At 67.6% G+C, this 17,926-nt stretch carries 9 protein-coding genes; 6 read left to right on the top strand and 3 right to left on the bottom strand.

What is annotated here, in order from left to right; all coding sequences use genetic code 11:
* Positions 1 to 3 precede the first annotated feature (3 nt).
* Together EV580_RS30455 and EV580_RS30450 are read right to left on the bottom strand one after the other, a co-directional pair.
* Positions 4 to 9,240 carry a type I polyketide synthase gene (locus EV580_RS30455; RefSeq protein ID WP_133696386.1) on the bottom strand — a complete coding sequence of 3,079 codons (9,237 nt, stop codon included), beginning with the start codon at positions 9,238 to 9,240 and terminating at the stop codon, positions 4 to 6.
* 511 nt (positions 9,241 to 9,751) lie between these two features.
* The gene (locus tag EV580_RS30450; RefSeq protein ID WP_133696385.1) at positions 9,752 to 10,486 is read right to left on the bottom strand and encodes a DUF1906 domain-containing protein; all 735 of its coding nucleotides are present in this window, start codon (positions 10,484 to 10,486) and stop codon (positions 9,752 to 9,754) included.
* Positions 10,487 to 10,658: 172 nt separating this feature from the next.
* Between EV580_RS30450 and EV580_RS30445 the strand changes: the two genes are divergently transcribed.
* From EV580_RS30445 to EV580_RS30425, 5 genes are all read left to right on the top strand, one after another.
* Positions 10,659 to 11,681 (top strand): ABC transporter ATP-binding protein, encoded by a 1,023-nt coding sequence (locus EV580_RS30445; RefSeq protein WP_133696383.1) that lies wholly within the window; start codon positions 10,659 to 10,661, stop codon positions 11,679 to 11,681.
* A gap of 15 nt (positions 11,682 to 11,696) precedes the next feature.
* Positions 11,697 to 12,890, top strand: a complete 1,194-nt coding sequence (locus tag EV580_RS30440) for an ABC transporter substrate-binding protein (RefSeq protein WP_133696381.1) — start codon at positions 11,697 to 11,699, stop codon at positions 12,888 to 12,890.
* Positions 12,869 to 13,720, top strand: a complete 852-nt coding sequence (locus tag EV580_RS30435; protein WP_133696380.1) for an ABC transporter permease — start codon at positions 12,869 to 12,871, stop codon at positions 13,718 to 13,720. The genes EV580_RS30440 and EV580_RS30435 overlap by 22 nt, the downstream gene beginning before the upstream one ends.
* Positions 13,720 to 14,520 (top strand): ABC transporter permease, encoded by an 801-nt coding sequence (locus EV580_RS30430; protein WP_133696378.1) that lies wholly within the window; start codon positions 13,720 to 13,722, stop codon positions 14,518 to 14,520. Before EV580_RS30435 ends, EV580_RS30430 begins: the two co-directional genes overlap by 1 nt.
* Positions 14,521 to 14,590: 70 nt before the next feature.
* On the top strand, positions 14,591 to 15,886 hold the full coding sequence (locus EV580_RS30425; RefSeq protein ID WP_133696376.1) for an MFS transporter: 1,296 nt from the start codon (positions 14,591 to 14,593) through the stop codon (positions 15,884 to 15,886).
* On the opposite strand, the gene EV580_RS30420 is transcribed toward EV580_RS30425, so the two are convergent.
* Entirely contained in the window at positions 15,840 to 16,256 is a 417-nt protein-coding gene (locus tag EV580_RS30420) for a ChaB family protein (protein ID WP_133696375.1), read from the bottom strand. The genes EV580_RS30425 and EV580_RS30420 overlap by 47 nt on opposite strands.
* 210 nt (positions 16,257 to 16,466) lie before the next feature.
* Between EV580_RS30420 and EV580_RS30415 the strand changes: the two genes are divergently transcribed.
* Positions 16,467 to 17,864, top strand: a complete 1,398-nt coding sequence (locus EV580_RS30415) for an acyl-CoA dehydrogenase family protein (protein WP_133696373.1) — start codon at positions 16,467 to 16,469, stop codon at positions 17,862 to 17,864.
* The last annotated feature ends 62 nt before the right edge of the window (positions 17,865 to 17,926 follow it).

The following is a 17,926-nucleotide window of genomic DNA, read 5'->3' as shown; positions in this document are numbered from 1 at the left end:
ACCCTACCTCACATAGACATCGTCATCGCCCAGCCGTGAGGCCGGGTCGAGCAGCATGGCCGCTTCCTGACGCTTCTCAGGCGAGTCGTGGTCGAACCGGCGATCGGCAGGCTTCTCGTACATCGGCCGTCCACCGGCGATGGCCGAAGCCAGTCGTCGCTGACCGGCGAGCACGCGCTCGTTCGCCCGCTTGGTGTAATCCGCTCGCTCCTCGGCACTGAGCGAGGCCAGGAAGGCCTGCGGGTGCACCAGCGCGATCAGACCCGACACGTGACCGAAGCCGAGGCTGGTGACCAGACCCGCCTTGAGCGGGAACTTGTCGCCAAGGCGCAGGGTCTCCCGCGCCCACACGAAGTGCCCGGAGGTGGCCAGCTCGTCGTCGACGCAGTCCAGGCTGCGGTTCGGCGGGATGACGCCGTCGCGCAGGATCTGGCAGAGCCCCATCATCTGGAAGACCGCGGCGCCGCCCTTGGCGTGGCCGGTCAGGCTCTTCTGGCTGACGATGAACAGCGGCGCACCGGCGGCACGGCCCATCGAGTCCGCGAGCCGCTCGTGCAGCTCGGTCTCGTTGGGATCGTTGGCCAGCGTCGAGGTGTCGTGCTTGGAGATCACCGCGATGTCGTCGGCGCCGACGCCCAGCTTGGCCAACGCGCGGGCCAGCTGCGAGTCCTTGCCGCCGCGACCGGCACCCAGCGCACCGAGCCCCGGAGCCGGGATCGAGGTGTGCACGCCGTCGCCGAAGCTCTGCGCGTAGCCGACCACGGCCAGCACCGGCAGGCCCATCTTCAGCGCCAGGTCGCCGCGCGCCAGCAGGATGGTGCCACCGCCCTGCGCTTCCAGGAAGCCCAACCGGCGACGGTCGTTGGCGCGGGAGAACTTCGAGTCGCTGATGCCCTTGGCCCGCATCGTCGCGGTCTCGGCGGTCGCCGCCATGTCACCGAAGCCGATGACGGCTTCCAGTGTCATGTCGTCGAAGCCACCGGTGACCACCAGCTCGGCCTTGCCGAGGCGGATCTTGTCCATGCCCTCCTCGACCGAGACCGCCGCAGTGGCGCACGCGCCGACCGGATGGATCATCGAGCCGTAGCTGCCGACGTAGGACTGGATCACGTGCGCGGCAACGACGTTCGGCAGCACCTCCTGCAGGATGTCGTTCGGCTTGGCCTTGCCCATCAGGTTGCCGTGGTACATCGTCTGCATCGACGTCATACCGCCCATACCGGTGCCCTGCGTCGAGGCCACCAGGCTCGGGTGCACCCAGCGCATCAGCTCGGTCGGAGTGAATCCGGAGGACAGGAACGCGTCGACGGTGGCGACGATGTTCCACAGCGCCACCCGATCGATGGAGCTGGCCATGTCCGGGCTGATACCCCAGACCGTCGGGTCGAAGCCGGTCGGGATCTGCGCCCCCACCGTCCGCGACAGCTTGGTCTTGCGCGGCACGCGAATCTCGGTGCCCGCCTTGCGGATCACTTCCCAGTCTGACGAGTCCGGCACCGGACGGGTGACGGTGTGCTCGGGATCGAACTCGACGAACGCACGGGCGTCAGCTTCCGAGGACACGACGAACCGGAAGTCCTTGTCCAGGAAGACACTGACCATCAGCGGCGACGCGTGGTCGGGATCGATGGCCCCGTCGTCGACGAATTCGCGGATGCCGCACCGCTCCACGACCGCGTCGTGATAGCGCTCGACCAGATCGGCCTCGTCGACCAGCTCACCGGAGGCACTGTCGTACCAGCCCGGCTTGGGGTCGTCCTCCCACACGATCAGCCCTGTGGTCCAGGCCAATTCGAGGACACCGGCCGCCGACAGCTCGTTGTCGACCTCCATCTCGAAGCGGGTGCGCGACGAGCCGTACGGGCCGAGCTCGGCACCGCCGACGATGACCACCAGGTCGGCCGGGTCGACGTCGAGATCAGCCCACGCCGGCGGAGTGTTCGCGACGTAGCCGCGCGGCGGCGACGGCAGGGCGGCAATGGTGCCCGCAGCCGGCTCGTCGGCGGATTCCGCTGCCTCAGCAGTCATTTCCTCGCGGGCCTTGGCAGCCAGCTCGGCCATGTCGAGCTGGACATCGCCGAGCCCACCGGTCAGGTCGACCTTCAGCGGGGTGTGCGCGGAGGCGACCTTGGCCTCCACCGTGCACAGATCCAGCAGCATGGCTGCCATCTCTTCGGTGCTGTAGGTGGTGACACCGGCTTCCTCGACCGCACCGACGATGGCGTCGTTGTGGCCCATCAGCCCGGTGCCCTTGGTCCAGCCGATCAGGGCGTGCGCGAAGCTGACCCGCTGTGCCCACGAGGTTTCCGCGTTCCAGCGGTTGACCACCGCGTCGAGTGCGGACTTCGACTCGCCGTAGGCGCCGTCACCGCCGAACATGCCGCGGTTGGGTGAACCGGGCAGCACCACGTGCAGACGTGAGGCGATGTCACGCTCGGCGCCGATGGACGACAGCCCACCGATCAGCCGCTCGACGGCCCACAGCAGGACCTTCATCTCCATCTCGGAACGCGAGCCGGCCTCCGACAGGTCACCGGCCACGCGCGGCGCGGCGAACGGGAACAGCAGCGTCGGGGTCAGCGCGTCCTTGAGGTGGATCGACTGCGGCCCAAGGCTTTCGGTCTGCTCGCTACCGACCCATGTCGCCAGTGCGTCGATGTCGGCGTAGGAGGCCATGTTGGCCGGGACCACCCACAGCGACGCGCCGTAGCGGGCGTGGTCGCGGTAGAGCGCCTTGTAGAACGCGAGGCGATCGTCGTCGAGCTTGGAGGTCGTCGCGACCACCGTGGCGCCACCGTCGAGCAGAGCCGCCACCACGGATGCGGCGATCGAGCCCTTGGACGCGCCGGTGACCACCGCGACCTCGTCGGAATATTGACCGGTTCCGGGATTTTCAGCGCCCGCGGCGATCCGGCCGAACAGCGAGGCGTGGATGTTGCGGCCCGCGGCCAGGGCGCGGCCCTGCCACCAGTTGGCCTGGGTGGCAACGACATTGCCCGCACCCTCGAAACGCTCACCGAGGTGCATCCAGTCGGCGTCGATATCGCCCTCGTCGGCCAGCCACAGCTTGACCAGATCTTCACGCGCACTGGCCCAGCGGTCGTCGAGGACGACAGCCTTCTTGGCGTCGAATGCCGGCGCCACCAGCCGTGGCCAGTCCGAGCCCAGCTCGGCGGTCACCAGATCGATGAGTTCGGCGTCTGTCGAGGTCGGAGCGGCCGACACCGGGTTGTCCAGACCGAGCTGGCCCAGCACCATGCGAGCGGCCGAGGCCAGCACGCCGTCGCGGCCGGTGACCGTCTCGGCGAACTCGGTCAGCGCGGCCGAATCGACCACGCCGCCACCGCCACCGCCTGCCGAGGGCAGCGACACCGCAATCCCCTTGCGGGCAGCCACCGAAGCGACCGCGGCGTCGATCGCCTTGTCCACGGACGCGGCGTCGGCCAGCGCACCGTCGTGCAGGCCGCCCAACGCACCACCGCGCACGCTGCTGCCCTCACGGGTGCCCAGCGCCAGTTCGGCGGTGACGTGCTTGGCCCAGCCGTCGCCCAGTTCCCAGGTCTTCTTCACCCGCTCGGCGATCGCGGCCGGACGCTTGCCCGACGGGCCGAGCACCGTGCGCAACTGATCGTTGATCGAGTCCGAGAGCACCGGGCCGAACGGCTTGTAGGTGCGCGCCAGCTTGGAGACCTGACCCTTCAGCGATGCCAGGTCCGCCTCGGCAGCACCGTCGATGGCGCCCAAGTTCAGCTCCGAACCGAGGTCGACCAGCAGCTGGTTCCGCCGCGAGGACGCACCGTCGGTGATCGATTCGATCGAATCCAGCGGCTCGATCTGATCGATGCGCATCTTGGCGCTCAACGCGATCAGCGCCAAAGTGGCGTCGCCCGCGTCGAATCCGATGTCGTCGGGGCGCGGCCCACCCGAGGGTGCAGCTGCCGGTGCCGGTGCCGCCGGGGCGGCGTCGGCCGCGGCTTCGGCAGGCGCCTCGGCGGCGGGGGCTTCGGGCTCGTCGTCCGGTTCCGGATCGGTGTCGTTGGCGAACAACACCGCGGCATCGCGCTCGGAGTTGAGCACTTCCACTGTGCTGTGGGCATATTCGGGCAACTTCAGGGTGTTACCGGCCAGGCCGGCCACCGTCGGCGCGGACTTCACGCCGATCTCGACGAAGCGCTCGACACCCAGGCCGCCCGCGGCCTCCTCGATGAACAGGAGGTCCTGCGTCTCGATCCAGCGCACCGGGCTGGCGAACTGCCAGGCCAGCAACTCGACGACGATCTTGCGGCACAGCTGGCCAGGCTTCTCGTTGCGCCAGGTGTCGTAGTCGGCCAGCACTTCGTCGAGCGGCTCGGCGGGCACCAGGTCGCGGATCTCCTGGATGAAGTCACGGTCCAGGGTGAAGGGCCGCGGCACCAGGTTCGGGATGTAGCGCCCGACGATCAGAGCCGGGTCCGGATCCTCGGGCATGACGCGTTCCAGCGCCCGGCGGAAGTCGTCGACACCGACCCGCAGCACGTCGGAGTGGAACGGCACGTCGATGCCGGGGACCAGGATGAACGACCGCTTGCCGCCGCTGATCTCGCGACGCCGCTCGACCTCTTCTTCCAGCGCCTCCAGACCGCGCACCGTGCCGGCGATCGCGTACTGCGAGCCGCGCAGGTTGAAGTTGACGATCTGCAGGAATTCGCTTGTGCGTTCGGCGATTTCGGCGACAAAGTCCTTGACGTCGGCGTCCGCCAGGTCGATCTGCGACGGGCGGATGGCCGCCAGCCGGTAGTTGGACCGGCCCATCTCGTCACGCGGCACGATGTCGTGCATCTTGCTGCCGCGGTGGAACACCACCTCCAGCAACGCTTCCAGCTTGTAGACGTTCGACACGCACGCCAGCGCGGTGTACTCACCCACCGAGTGACCGCAGGCGATCGCACCCTCGACGAACGCGCCCTGCTCCCGCATCTCGGCCACCTGAGCGGCGGCGACGGTGGCCATCGCCACCTGGGTGAACTGCGTCAGGTAGAGCACGCCCTCGGGGTGCTGGTAGTGCACACCGGAGGCGATCAGGCTGGTCGGGTTGTCGCGCACCACATGCAGCACCGAGAAGCCCAGGGTGTCGCGGGTGAACTTGTCGGCGGTGTCCCACACCTTGCGGGCAGCCTTGGAGCGCGCACGCACCTCCATGCCCATGCCCTTGTGCTGGATGCCCTGACCCGGGAAGGCGTACACCGTCTTCGGCGCCGCCAACCGCGCGGTGGCGCTCATGACGAGGTCGGTGCCGACCTTGGCGGTGACTTCCAAAACCTCTGCGCCCAGGTCGATTCCGACCCGGTCGACGCGGAAGTCGATCTCGTCGCCCGGCTTGACCATGCCCAGGAAGCGGGCGGTCCAGCCGATCAGCTTGGCCGGCGGGACCGGCTTGCCGTCGGTGGCGGTCACCACGTGCTGGGCAGCGGCCGACAGCCACATGCCGTGCACGATGGGCGACTCCAGACCAGCCAGCAGCGCAGCGGCCTGATCGGTGTGGATCGGGTTGTGGTCACCGGAGACCACGGCGAACGGACGCATGTCGACCGGGGCACCGATGACGACGTCGCGGCGACGGCGGCGCGGAGTGTCGGTGGCGTTCAACGACACCGCTCCCCCGGCCCGAACCGGATCCGCGAGTTCCTTGGCGCCGTTGCGACCCAGGATCGCGAAGCGCTCCTCGAGGACCGCGAGGATCATGCCCCTGGCGTCGGTCACGTTCACCGTGACCGGCACGACGCGGCCGACCTCGGTATCGGTGGCCACCGAAGCCGTTGCGGTGACGGTCAATTGGGTCGGTTCCTTGGGCAGCGGCTTGAGCAGCTGGGCCGCGTGGTCCAGGTGCACCAGGCTCAGCAGGCCCTCGACGACCGGGAAACCGGTGTCGGTGACCGCGCCGCCGATCGCGGCGAACACCGCGGGCCAGCAGCGGCCCACCAGCGCGTCGGGAACGGTCGTCAGGGTCGGCGCCAGCGGCGAGCCGAACGTCGCCGTCACACCGGTATGGTCGGCCACCCGCTCGGGATCCCACCCGACGGTGACGGTGGTGGAGCCGTTGACCACCGGCGGCAGCGCGTCGGGGCCGTCGACCCCGGCGGCGATGGCCAGCACGGCACGCATGGCGCCCGCGGCGTCCTCGGTGCGCACCACCGGGGTGCCACCGTCGATCACCGTGGCCGGCAGCGTGTAGGCGATGTCGATCCACGTGCCCGACAGCGGGACACTCAGGACCACCCGGTCAGGACCGGTGACCTCGAGTCGCGCTCCGGTGGAATGGTTTGTCGCCGAACGGTTGTCGTGCACCAGCCACTCCGCGGGCGCCGCGATGCGATGCACCGGGTTGGACGCGGTCCGGCCTGCCCACAGCACGTCGGGCGAATCCAGCACGATGGCCAGCGGTCCGGTGACGTCGGTGCGCACGCGCAGCCGCGCGGCCGCGGGCTCGGGCTGTGCGCCCGAAGCAAGCAGCTCGTCGACGGCGGCCTGCTCGAAGCGGTCGAGCAGTTCGCCCACCGGCTCATCGACCCGGGTGATGCCCTCCACGGCCTGAGTGCCGGGAATGACGCACACCTGATCGGCGGTGTAGCGCGCATCGTGGGCCTGCCACAGGGAGTCGCTACGCCACCAGCGCCGCACGTCCTTGTCGATGACCGGGACGAAGTTCACCGGCTTGCCCAGCACCTTGCACAGCTGGATGAAGAACGGCACGTCCGCCGGGTGCAGCAGCACCGAGGATGCGTCCGGGTAGCGGTCGGTCAGCGCCTGCAGCGCCTGGTCGGGGTTCTCCAGCAGCCATTCGCCGTCGGCCGACGACGCGTCGAACAGCGTCTCGATCGGGCCGGTGTCTTTCGCATTGAGGCGGGCCTCGGCGCGTTGCAGCATCTCGGCGAAGCGGTCACGCCAGGTGATGTCCAACCACGGCGAGTCGGCGATCTTGGTGTCGGCGGTCGAGTCGCCGTCACCGATCGCCAGTTCCACGTAGCGCTGCAGCCACTGCAGGTAGGTCATCTCGGCGACGTCGCCGAAGTACGGCTTGGCGGTGACCGCCATCGCGGCGATGATCTCCTCGCGACGCTCAGCAACCGCGTCGGCGTCACCGGCGACATCGTCGAGCAGCCGGCCGCACCGGGAGGCGGCATTGTCGATCTCGTGGATGTCGGCACCGAGCTGGCTGCGCCCGGATGCCATGCCGTTCAAGGCTTTTCCGGCCCCGACCCAGGTGTCGGTGCCGACGGTGTCGACCAGCAACTGCTTGACGGCCGGCGAGGTGGTGGCCTCCAGGCAGGCCATCGCAGCGGTGCCGACCAGGATGCCGTCGACCGGCATCAGCGGATAGCCGTAGGCCAGCGACCACCGGCCGGACAGGTACTCCGCCGAGCGCTCCGGCGTGCCGATGCCACCGCCGACGCAGACCGTGATGTTGGCGCGGCCGCGCAGTTCGGAGTAGGTGGTCAGCAGCAGGTCGTCGAGGTCTTCCCAGGAGTGGTGGCCACCGGCGCGGCCGCCCTCGATGTGGACGATGACGGGCTTGGTGGGCACCTCGGCGGCGATCCGGATGACCGAACGGATCTGCTCGACGGTGCCCGGCTTGAACACCACGTGGGCGATGCCGACGGTGTTCAGCTCGTCGATCAGCTCGACGGCCTCTTCCAGATCGGGGATGCCGGCGCTGACGACGACGCCGTCGATCGGTGCCCCGGACTGGCGTGCCTTCTGCACCAACCGCTTACCGCCCAGCTGCAGCTTCCACAGGTAGGGGTCGAGGAACAGCGAGTTGAACTGGATCGTGCGGCCCGGTTCGAGCAACGTGGCCAGCTCGGCAATGCGCTTGTCGAAGATGGGCTCGGTGACCTGGCCGCCGCCGGCCAGCTCGGCCCAGTGTCCGGCGTTGGCCGCCGCGGCGACGATCTTGGCGTCGACGGTCGTCGGCGTCATGCCCGCGAGCAGGATCGGCGAGCGGCCGGTGAGCCGGGTGAACTTCGTCGACAGCTTCACCGAGCCGTCGGGCAGGCGGATCACCGAGGGCGCGTAGCTCGACCACGGCTTGGCGACCTCGGGCACGGCGCCGACCGTGAACAGATTGCGCTGCCCGCCGCGGGTGGCGGCCGGCACGATGCCGATGCCCAGCCCGCGGATCACCGGGGCGGTGAGTCGGGTCAGGATGTCACCGGGGCCGAGGTCGAGAATCCAGCGGGCGCCGGCCTCGTTGAGCGCGGTGACCTCTTCGACCCAGTCCACCTGCTGGACCAGGATCGCGTCGGCCAGGCCACGAGCCAGCTCGACGTCAAGGCCGACCGCGGCGGCCCAGCGGCCGACGATGTCGATGCCGTCGGCCAGGCGAGGCGTGTGGAAGCCCACCTCGACCTGGACCGGATCGAACATCGGCTTGAAGACCGCGCCGCCACGCACCTTGTTCTTGCGGTCGGCCGCTTCGGCCTCGGCGATCTGCTCGCAATAGAGCTCGAAACGGGACAGCTGCTCCGGGGTGCCGGTGATGACGACAGAGCGCCGGCCGTTGCGGATCGACAGCACCGGAGGAAGCACGGTACGGACATCCTGAGCAAACTCTTCGAGGAGTTCGTAGATGCGCTCGGGCTCGGCGTTGGTCACCGAAACCATCGGCGGACGGTCACCGAGGACCGAAATGCCGCGGCGACGGGCCACCAGGGTGCCCGCGGCACCGATCAGCTGAGCCAGCGCCAGCAGCTGGACGTCCTTGGCGCCGGCAGCGCGCAGCGCCTCCACGGCCAGCACGCCCTGAGAGTGGCCTGCGACCGCGACCGGCGGTGCGGCGGCCAGATCCATGCCCTGGCGAGCCAGCGCGCGGATGGCGGCGATCTGGGTCAGCAGGACGCCGGGAACCGACACCGCCGCCGACGTCAGCTGCTTGGCCGAGGGAATCGCCTCGTCGGCGGCCAGCGCGCGCACCCAGCGCAGCGGCTCGAAGCCGATCGGGCGGACCACCACCAGCTCGTCGGCGACGGGCTCCAGCAGCAGCTCAGCCTCACCGGCGAGGGTTGCGAGCTCGGATTCGATGCCGGCCGAGGTGACCAGCTCTTCGAGGGTCTCCAGCCAGGCGCTGCCCTGCCCGCCGAAGGCAACGGCGTAGGGCTCGCCGGCATTGAGCCGGTCGACGAGAGCATGAGTACTGGTCTGCTTGGCACCGCCGCGCCGTGATCCGTCCCCCGTGGACAGCCTGTCGTGCTCGTGGATCGTCACCTTATGTATCTCCCTTGGTGCTCGTCGTCGCGTCTTCGCGCATTCGCTTCGTATGTGTCGGCGTGTCAGGCCTGCGCTGCCCTGCGCAGGTCTTGTCGGCGATTCCCCGTCGAATCACGGCGTCCGCGCGATCCCTCCCCCGAAGGCCTGCGGAACATCCCGGCTGTACTAAGAGTGGCATAAGAACCAGCACCATTTTCCGTCCGATATTGGTTACTGGCGAGTTCTACGCACGGGTAACAGCACAACGGGTAACACAGCGCCAAACGGCCGCCCAGACCATCCGGGACAAACGTCCTGCATGTAGGTGGTTACGGTTGAGTAGGCGCAACGGTGCAGATCAAAGCACGATTGTTATCGAATCGTTACCTGAGGATTTTTCGCCAGGTGGCGAGCGCGACGACATCCAGCCAAGCACTTGCTCGGTTTTTCAGTCCACATTTGTTCACCAAAATGGCGTCAAGAAGTTTGCTGGCAAATTCTTACTGATGGGTAGGTTTTGCCCGTTGAGTCAGTCCCACTGCCCGAATTGCGGCTTCAGGACGTTGTTCAGGTCGACCCCGACGCCGCCGACCTTGCGCTTGTCGATCTCCACCTGGTGCAGGTGCGCGGCAGGATGCGTGTAGCCCTGCGGCGAACCCCAATTGTGCTGCCAGAACCACGTCCCGATGCCGTCCTGCAACGCCCAGTCGATGACCTTGGAATTGCCGTAGACGCCGACCCGCTGGTGCCCGATCACCGATTCCCAGGCGCGCAGGTACGGCGCGACCTGCGTCTTGTACTGATCGAGGCTGGGATCGTCATCGATGGACACATAGACAGGGGCTCCGACCGGGCCGCCCGCCGCGGTGTGCAGCGCCCAGCCCCGCTTGGCGTGCGTCAGGCCGGCTTGCTGCCCGCCGAGCCAGTCCGCCGTGTCCTGCTTGCCGAACTGGTAGTTGGACACGATTTTCAGGCCGGCCTGATAGAGGTCGCGAGCTTCGGTCAGCTGAATCGGCTTGCCCAGCATCCACTCTCCGCCCGGCCGGCGATCCGAGACGTACCGGATCGCGCCGAGCGCGCCCGACGCCCGGATGTCGGCGGCGCTGATGACGCCGGCGGCGTAATCCAGCAGCACGCCCAGCGGGGTGGTGGTCGCGGTGGCTGGCGCCGCGGCCGCGGCAGGCGCTGACGCTACGGCGCCCAGACCCAGGGCGGCCGGGGTGACGGCGGCGAATTTCAACACGTCGCGGCGCGACACAGACACGAGCCTCAGAGTACGACAACTGCCCCACCATCCCCATCAACGCCACTGGTCACATCTGCATCGCGTCTGGGCATTTGACGTCCGATCGCGAATCCGGTCGCGCAGGCGTTCGAGGACCGGCGAAGTCGCCTATGACGCTGCGGTTCGACAACTCAATCCGTAGGATCCACCCATGCCATCCGCCGCTCCACAGATCGAGTTGCGCGGGGTGCGGAAGGTATTCGGCGACGTGACCGCCGTGGAGGGCGCGGACCTGAGCGTCGACGACGGTGAACTGTTCGCGATCCTCGGCCCGTCCGGATCGGGCAAGACCACGGTGCTGCGGATGATCGCCGGCTTCGAGCAGCCGACGGCAGGCACCGTCCACCTCGGCGGCGCCGACGTCACCACGCTGCCGCCGGCCAAGCGGGATACCAACACCGTCTTCCAGGACTACGCCCTCTTCCCGCACATGACGGTGGCCCAGAACGTCGAATACGGGCTCAAGGTCAAAGGGGTGGGCAAGGCCGAGCGCAGGGAACGCACCGGGGCCGCCCTGGAGATGGTCCGGCTGTCCGGGCACGCCGCGCGCAAGCCCGCTCAGTTGTCGGGCGGACAGCAGCAGCGCGTCGCGCTGGCCCGCGCACTCGTGGGTCGGCCCAAGGTGCTGCTGCTCGACGAGCCACTTGGCGCACTCGATCTCAAGCTGCGCGAGCAGATGCAGGTGGAGCTCAAGGCAATTCAGCGCGAAGTCGGCATCACCTTCGTGATCGTGACCCACGACCAAGATGAAGCACTCACCCTGTGCGACCGGCTGGCGGTGTTCAACAACGGCCGCATCGAACAGATCGGCGCCGCGCGAGAAGTGTACGAGAACCCGGCCAACCGCTTCGTCGCCGATTTCGTGGGAACTTCCAACGTGGTCGACGGCGCGACCGCCGAAGCCCTTGTCGGGCAAGACGGAACGTTCGCGATCAGACCCGAGCGGATCCTGCTGCTGACCCCGGACGAACCGGTGCCCGCCGGAATGCGCAGTGTCACAGCCGAAGTCGCCGAGGTGGTGTACGCCGGACCGATCACCCGAGTGGCCGCCGATGCCTCCGGGGTTCGCCTGACCGCGACACTGCTGTCTGCCGAGACCTCCACCGACATCGCCCACGGCGCCACGGTCGTCTTGGCCTGGCCGCCCACTGCCGTCCGATCCCTGTCCGCATAAGAGAAGGAGCTCGCCATGAGAACCACCACCCGTCGCCTCGGTGCCGCGCTGGTCGCGTGCGCCGCACTGGTCGCCGCCTGTTCGAACTCCAACACCTCCGGCGGCGGAAGTTCCACGGCGCCACCGAAAATGGAGCCGCTGTCCGCGCTCGGCAAGGGCGAGGGCCAGCTCAACCTGATCGCCTGGCCCGGCTATGCCGAGGACGGCTCCAACGACCCGAAGGTCGACTGGGTGCATCCGTTCGAGCAGAAGACCGGCTGCAAGGTCAACGTCAAGATCGGCAACACCTCGGACGAGATGCTGCAGCTGATGCGCACCGGCCAGTACGACGGAGTCTCGGCCTCCGGCGACGCCACGCTGCGGCTCATCTACGCCGGCGACGTCGCACCGGTCAACACCAAACTCGTGCCCAACTACGAGACCATCTCGGCGTTCCTCAAGGACAAGCCGTGGAACTCGGTGAACGGCCAGATGTACGGCATCCCGCACGGCTGGGGCGCCAACCTGCTGATGTACAACACCGACGTCGTCAAGGGCGCCCCTGACACCTGGGGTGCGGTGTTCCCGGGCGCGCCGGAATACAAGGGCAAGGTCACCGCGTACGACTCCCCCATCTACATCGCCGACGCGGCGCTGTACCTGTCGAAGACGAAACCCGAACTGGGAATCAAGAATCCGTACTCCCTGACCGAGGACCAGCTCAACGCCTCGGTCGACCTGCTCAAGGCCCAGCACGGCAACATCGGCGAGTACTGGTCGGACTACACCAAGGCGGTGCAGGCCTTCGAATCCGGCACCTCGGTGATCGGCACCACCTGGCAGGTGATCGCCAACATGATCACAACCGACAACAAGGTGAAGATCGCAACTGTGCTGCCCAAGGAGGGCGCGACCGGGTGGTCGGACACCTGGATGGTGTCGTCGAAGGCCAAGAACCCCAATTGTATGTACCAGTGGATGGATTGGATCACCTCACCCGAGGTCAACGCTCAGGTCGCCGAATACTTCGGCGAGGCCCCGGCCCAGACCAAGGCCTGCGACTTCACCACCGACAAGACGTTCTGCGACACCTATCACGCCACGGATGCGGCCTACGCGGAGAAGATCAGCTACTGGACGACGCCGCAGAAGCAGTGCGTGGACGGCAGCGGTGACAACTGCACGGCCTACAGCGAGTGGGTCGACAAATGGCAGCAGATCAAGGGCTGACGCACGCGGTGGGCCGGCGCCTGCGCCTCGCTTTCCTGCTTGTTCCGCCGCTGGCCTGGCTGGTGGTGGCGTACCTGGGTTCGCTTGGTGTCCTGCTGCTTTCGGCGTTCTGGAGCACCGACACGTTCACCGGTGCGGTGGTGCGGTCCTACACCAGCGACAACTTCGTGCGGGTGCTCACCGACGCCGTGTTCCGCACGGCCACTTTGCGCACGGTCGGAATTGCATTGAGCGTCACCGTGATCTGCATCGTGCTCGCGGTACCGCTGGGGCTGTACATGGCCAAGGTCGCCTCACCGCGGGTCCGGCTGGCCCTCGTGGTCGCGGTGACGACACCGCTGTGGGCGAGCTATCTGGTGAAGGCCTACGCGTGGCGGATGCTGCTGTCCCCGGAAGGCCCGCTGAACTGGGTGGCGGGCTACACACCGGGCTATGGCCTGATCGCCACCGTGCTCACGCTGGCCTACCTGTGGCTGCCCTACATGGTGATCCCGGTGTTCGCCGCCTTCGAGCGGGTGCCCGACCCACTGATCGACGCCAGCGCCGACCTGGGCGCCTCCGATGTGACCACCCTGCGAACCATCGTGGCGCCGTTGGTGTTTCCCGGTATCGCCGCCGGTTCGATCTTCACCTTCTCGCTGTCGATGGGCGACTACATCGCGGTGACGATCGTCGGTGGCAAGACTCAGATGCTGGGCAACATCATCTACGGGCAGCTGGTGACCGCCAACAACCAGCCGCTGGCGGCCGCGCTGTCGCTGATTCCGTTGGCCGCGATCGTGCTGTACCTGCTGGCGATGCGGCGCACCGGCGCATTGGAGAACGTCTGATGTTGTCGCCCACCCTGCGCCGGTTGGTCCGGATCTGGACGCTGGTCGTGCTCGTTTTCCTCTACGCGCCACTGCTTCTCGTCGTCGTCAATGCGTTCAACTCGTCCAAGACGTTCGCCTTCCCGCCCACCGGTTTCACCCTGCGCTGGTGGGCGGACGCGTGGGCCAGCGACGGCATGTGGCATTCACTGGGCAACTCGGTGGTGGTGGGCTTGTGCGCCACGGCGCTCGCCCTGGTGCTGGGCACCATGGCGGCGTTCGCTGTCCAGCGCTACCGGTTCTTCGGCAGGCAGACCATCAGCTTCCTGGTGGTCTTGCCGATCACGCTGCCCGGAATCGTGACGGGTATCGCACTGAACGCGACGTTCACCTCGGCATTGGGCATGACGCTGGGGCTGGCGACGGTCATCGTCGGACACGCGACGTTCTGCATCGTGATCGTCTTCAACAACACTCAGGCGCGGCTGCGCCGCATGGGCACCGGGCTGGACGACGCGTCGGCCGATCTGGGTGCGTCAGGCTGGCAGACGTTCCGGTACGTGACCTTCCCGATGATGCGCGGCGCCCTGCTGGCCGGCGCGATCCTGGCGTTCGCATTGAGCTTCGACGAGATTGTCGTCACAACGTTCACCGCAGGACCGACGGTGCAGACGCTGCCGATCTGGATCTTCGGCAACCTGTTCCGGCCCAATCAAGCCCCGGTCATCAACGTCGTGGCCGCGACTCTGACCCTGATCGCGGTGATCCCGGTGTGGCTGGCTCAGCGTTTCGGCGGTGATCCGGCGTCGACCAGGGTCTAGCCGGCCCGGGAATCAATTTGCGTCGCCGAGAGATGATGGGTGAGGCGAATCAGCGAAAGGGTGATCGGCAGTGCGGGCCTGGATTGTGTGGTCGACGGGAGTGTTGGCCTACGTCGTGGCCGTCCTCGACCGCACCACCCTCGGTGTCTCGGGGCTTGACGCCGCCAAGCGATTCTCGGCCAGCCCCGGCGTGCTCTCGACGTTCGTCGTGCTTCAGGTCATCGTCTACGCCGCCGCGCAGATCCCGGCCGGCATGCTGCTGGATCGCTATGGCTCCAAGGTGATGATCATCGCGGGCGGCACCCTGATGGTCGCGGGCCAGCTCGCGCTGGCGTTCACTGTCTCGCTGCCCACCGCGATCGCAGCCCGTGCCGTGGTCGGGCTCGGCGACGCGTTCACCTTCATCTCGGTGTTGCGACTGGTGCCGCACTGGTTCAAGCCCCGGCAGATCCCGCTGGTGACCCAATTGACCGGCATCTCAGGTCAACTCGGACAAGTTCTTTCGGCCGTGCCGTTCCTGTCCCTGCTGATCGGCTCAGGGTGGACGCGGGCGTACACAGCCGTCGCGGCGTTGGGCGTGCTGTCGCTCGTGCTGACCCTGCTTCTGGTCAAGAACACGCCACCCGGGGTGACCGTGCACGAGCCGGTGGTCAGTCTGCGCGAGACCTTGGCCAGCGTGAAGACCATCTGGATGCGCCCCGGCACCCGGTTGGGTTTCTTCACCCACATGGGCACCCAGTTCTCGGTCACCGTGTTCGCGCTGATGTGGGGTGTCCCGTATCTGACGGTGGCGCAAAATCTTTCGCGCAGCGAGGCAGGCACACTGCTGACCATCTCGGTGGTCGCCGCGGTCGTCTTCGGGGTGGTGATCGGCATGGTCACCGGCCGGCATCCGCACCGGCGCTCCTGGATCGTGCTGGGCATCGTCGTCAGCAATGCCCTGGTCTGGACGGTCGTGCTGGCGTTGCCGCATGCCGCGCCGCGCTGGCTGCTGGTCGTGCTGATCGTGGTGATCTCGTTCGGCGGCCCGGGATCGATGGTCGGCTTCGACTTCGCCCGCACGTTCAATCCACGTTCCACGCTGGGTACCGCCCAAGGTGCGGTGAACATGGGCGGATTTCTCGCCTCACTGCTGGTGATGCAGGCGATGGGCATGGTCATCGGCGCCACCGGCGGCTACTCGTTCGAGTCGTTCCGGCTGGCATGGTGTGTGCAGTACGTGGTGTGGGTGCTGGCGATCACCGGCATCCTGATCACCCGCAGGAAGGCCCGGCGCACGATCGGTGACATCGAGGAAAGCCGCTACCTGCTCGAGTTCTTCAGCGACGCCGAGTTGCGCGGCGGTTCGCCTTCTCGATCGCGGTGACGAGCTCGCCCTTGGTCATCGTCGAGCGGCCGCTGATGTCCAGCCGCCGGGCGACGTCGAGCAGGTGCTTCTTACTGGCGGTGGCATTGACGCCCTCGGCAGTTTCGCCCGTCGGGTTGGGCCCGCCGCTGCGGGCCCGGGAGTCCGAGGGCCCCTTGGTCTCCTTGGCTTCCCAGTGGTCGCCGATCTTCTCGTAGCTGTGCTTCAACGCGCTGTAGGCCACCCGGTGCGCGCGCTCGCCCTCGCCGTATTCCTCGGCCGCCGCGTCGTGCACCTTGGCGAAGGTCCGCTGCGCCTTCGGCTCGGACTTCCGCAGCGTGCTAGGCAGTTCGCTCTTCTTGGCCCGGCCATCGTTGGTTGTCTTCGGCATGAGAGAACGGCTACCCGGGGCGGGACGCCAGAAACTTCTCCGGGCAGCGGTAACGTCTGCCCGCCGGACGTCGATATCCCAGTCAGCCCCGAGCTGCCGTGCAAAACCCGACTCCACGGCAGCCCGGGCTCCAATTTTTTCCAGCACTGTCGGTGCGACGTTTGATCATGCGGTACCGGAGGTATCACCCAGGCGTCGAAGGGACGCACGATGGGCTTGGACCTCACGCCGACGACGGCACAGCACGACCTCGCTCGCCGCACACACGAATTCGCGAACGACTGCATCCGCCCCGTAGCCGGCGAGTACGACCGCCGCCAGGAGTTCCCGTGGCCGATACTCGAAGAGGCGGCCGCGCGGGGCTTCTACAGTCCGCTGTTCTACCGGGACCTGATCGGCGACCCGACCGGCCTTTCGCTGCCGATGTTCATGGAGGAACTGTTCTGGGGTTGCGCTGGAATCGGATTGGCGGTGGTGATGCCCGCACTGGCGCTCTCCGCGATCGGCCAGGCCGCGACTCCGGAGCAGATGCTGACGTGGGCACCCGAATGTTTCGGGACGCCAGGCGATCTGAAGCTGGCCGCGCTGGCGATCTCCGAACCCGAGGGTGGCAGCGACGTTCGCAATCTGCGGACCAGAGCCCGCCGGTCCGGCCCAGAAAAGGACGCGGACTGGGTGATCGACGGACACAAGATGTGGATCGGCAACGGGGGTATCGCCAACGTTCACGTCGTCAATGCCGTCGTCGACGAGGAGCTGGGCCACCGGGGACAGGCCCTGTTCGTGGTGCCCGGTGGCACACCGGGTCTGGAGCTGGTCCGCAAGCTCGACAAGCTCGGTTGCCGGGCCTCGCACACCGCCGAGCTGAAGTTCGACGGTGTCCGGATTCCCGCCGAGAACCTGCTCGGCGGGCTCGACAAGCTCGAACACAAGCTCGCCAAGACGAGGGAAGCGATGGCCACCGGCGGTCGGCGCTCCGGTTCGGCCACCTTGGGCACGTTCGAACAGACCCGCCCGATGGTGGCCGCACAGGCACTCGGAATCGCCCGCGCCGCTTTGGAATACATGACGACCTACGCCAATCGACGGGAGGCGTTCGGCGCCCCGATCATCGACAATCAGGGCATCGCCTTTCCACTGGCCGACCTTGCCACAGGGATCGATGCCGCCCGGCTGCTGACCTGGCGGGCGTCGTGGATGGCCGCCAACGGCGTGCCGTTCGAGCGCGGCGAGGGTTCGATGGCCAAGCTGGCGGCCAGCGAGATCGCGGTGAAGACCACCGAGCGAGCGATCCAGACCATGGGCGGCTGGGGCTACATCAGCGACCATCCGGTGGAGAAGTGGTATCGCGATGCGAAGCTGTACACGATCTTCGAAGGCACCAGCGAGATCCAGCGCATCGTGATCTCGTCGGCACTGGGCGCCGCCGACGGCGGACCTCCTATGCACGTCGAGCTGGAACCATCCGGCGGCCCGCTCAACAGGATCTTCGGCCGCGGCACCCCGGCGCGCGGCCGGGTCGCCAGTGCCGCACTGGCCATGCGCGATCGGGTGCCCGAACCGGCGATGCGCATGATGATGAAGGTCCTGGCCCCGCCGCGCCGGTAAGGCCCATCTTTCGGTGACTTCCGGCCCCTGGCACCCGAGCCGGGCCTTTCTAGAGTTGATGT

This window comes from Mycobacterium sp. BK086 (assembly GCA_004362315.1).
Lineage (GTDB): Bacteria > Actinomycetota > Actinomycetes > Mycobacteriales > Mycobacteriaceae > Mycobacterium.
This window is presented reverse-complemented; position numbering and strand designations above follow the sequence as displayed.

What these genes read in the sequence shown, in the direction of transcription:
- EV580_RS30440 (WP_133696381.1), top strand. Translation starts at nt 11,697, where the DNA reads ATGAGAACCACCACCCGTCGCCTCGGTGCCGCGCTGGTCGCGTGCGCC.
- EV580_RS30420 (WP_133696375.1), bottom strand. Translation starts at nt 16,256, where the DNA reads ATGCCGAAGACAACCAACGATGGCCGGGCCAAGAAGAGCGAACTGCCT.
- EV580_RS30415 (WP_133696373.1), top strand. Translation starts at nt 16,467, where the DNA reads ATGGGCTTGGACCTCACGCCGACGACGGCACAGCACGACCTCGCTCGC.
- EV580_RS30445 (WP_133696383.1), top strand. Translation starts at nt 10,659, where the DNA reads ATGCCATCCGCCGCTCCACAGATCGAGTTGCGCGGGGTGCGGAAGGTA.
- EV580_RS30435 (WP_133696380.1), top strand. Translation starts at nt 12,869, where the DNA reads ATGGCAGCAGATCAAGGGCTGACGCACGCGGTGGGCCGGCGCCTGCGC.
- EV580_RS30430 (WP_133696378.1), top strand. Translation starts at nt 13,720, where the DNA reads ATGTTGTCGCCCACCCTGCGCCGGTTGGTCCGGATCTGGACGCTGGTC.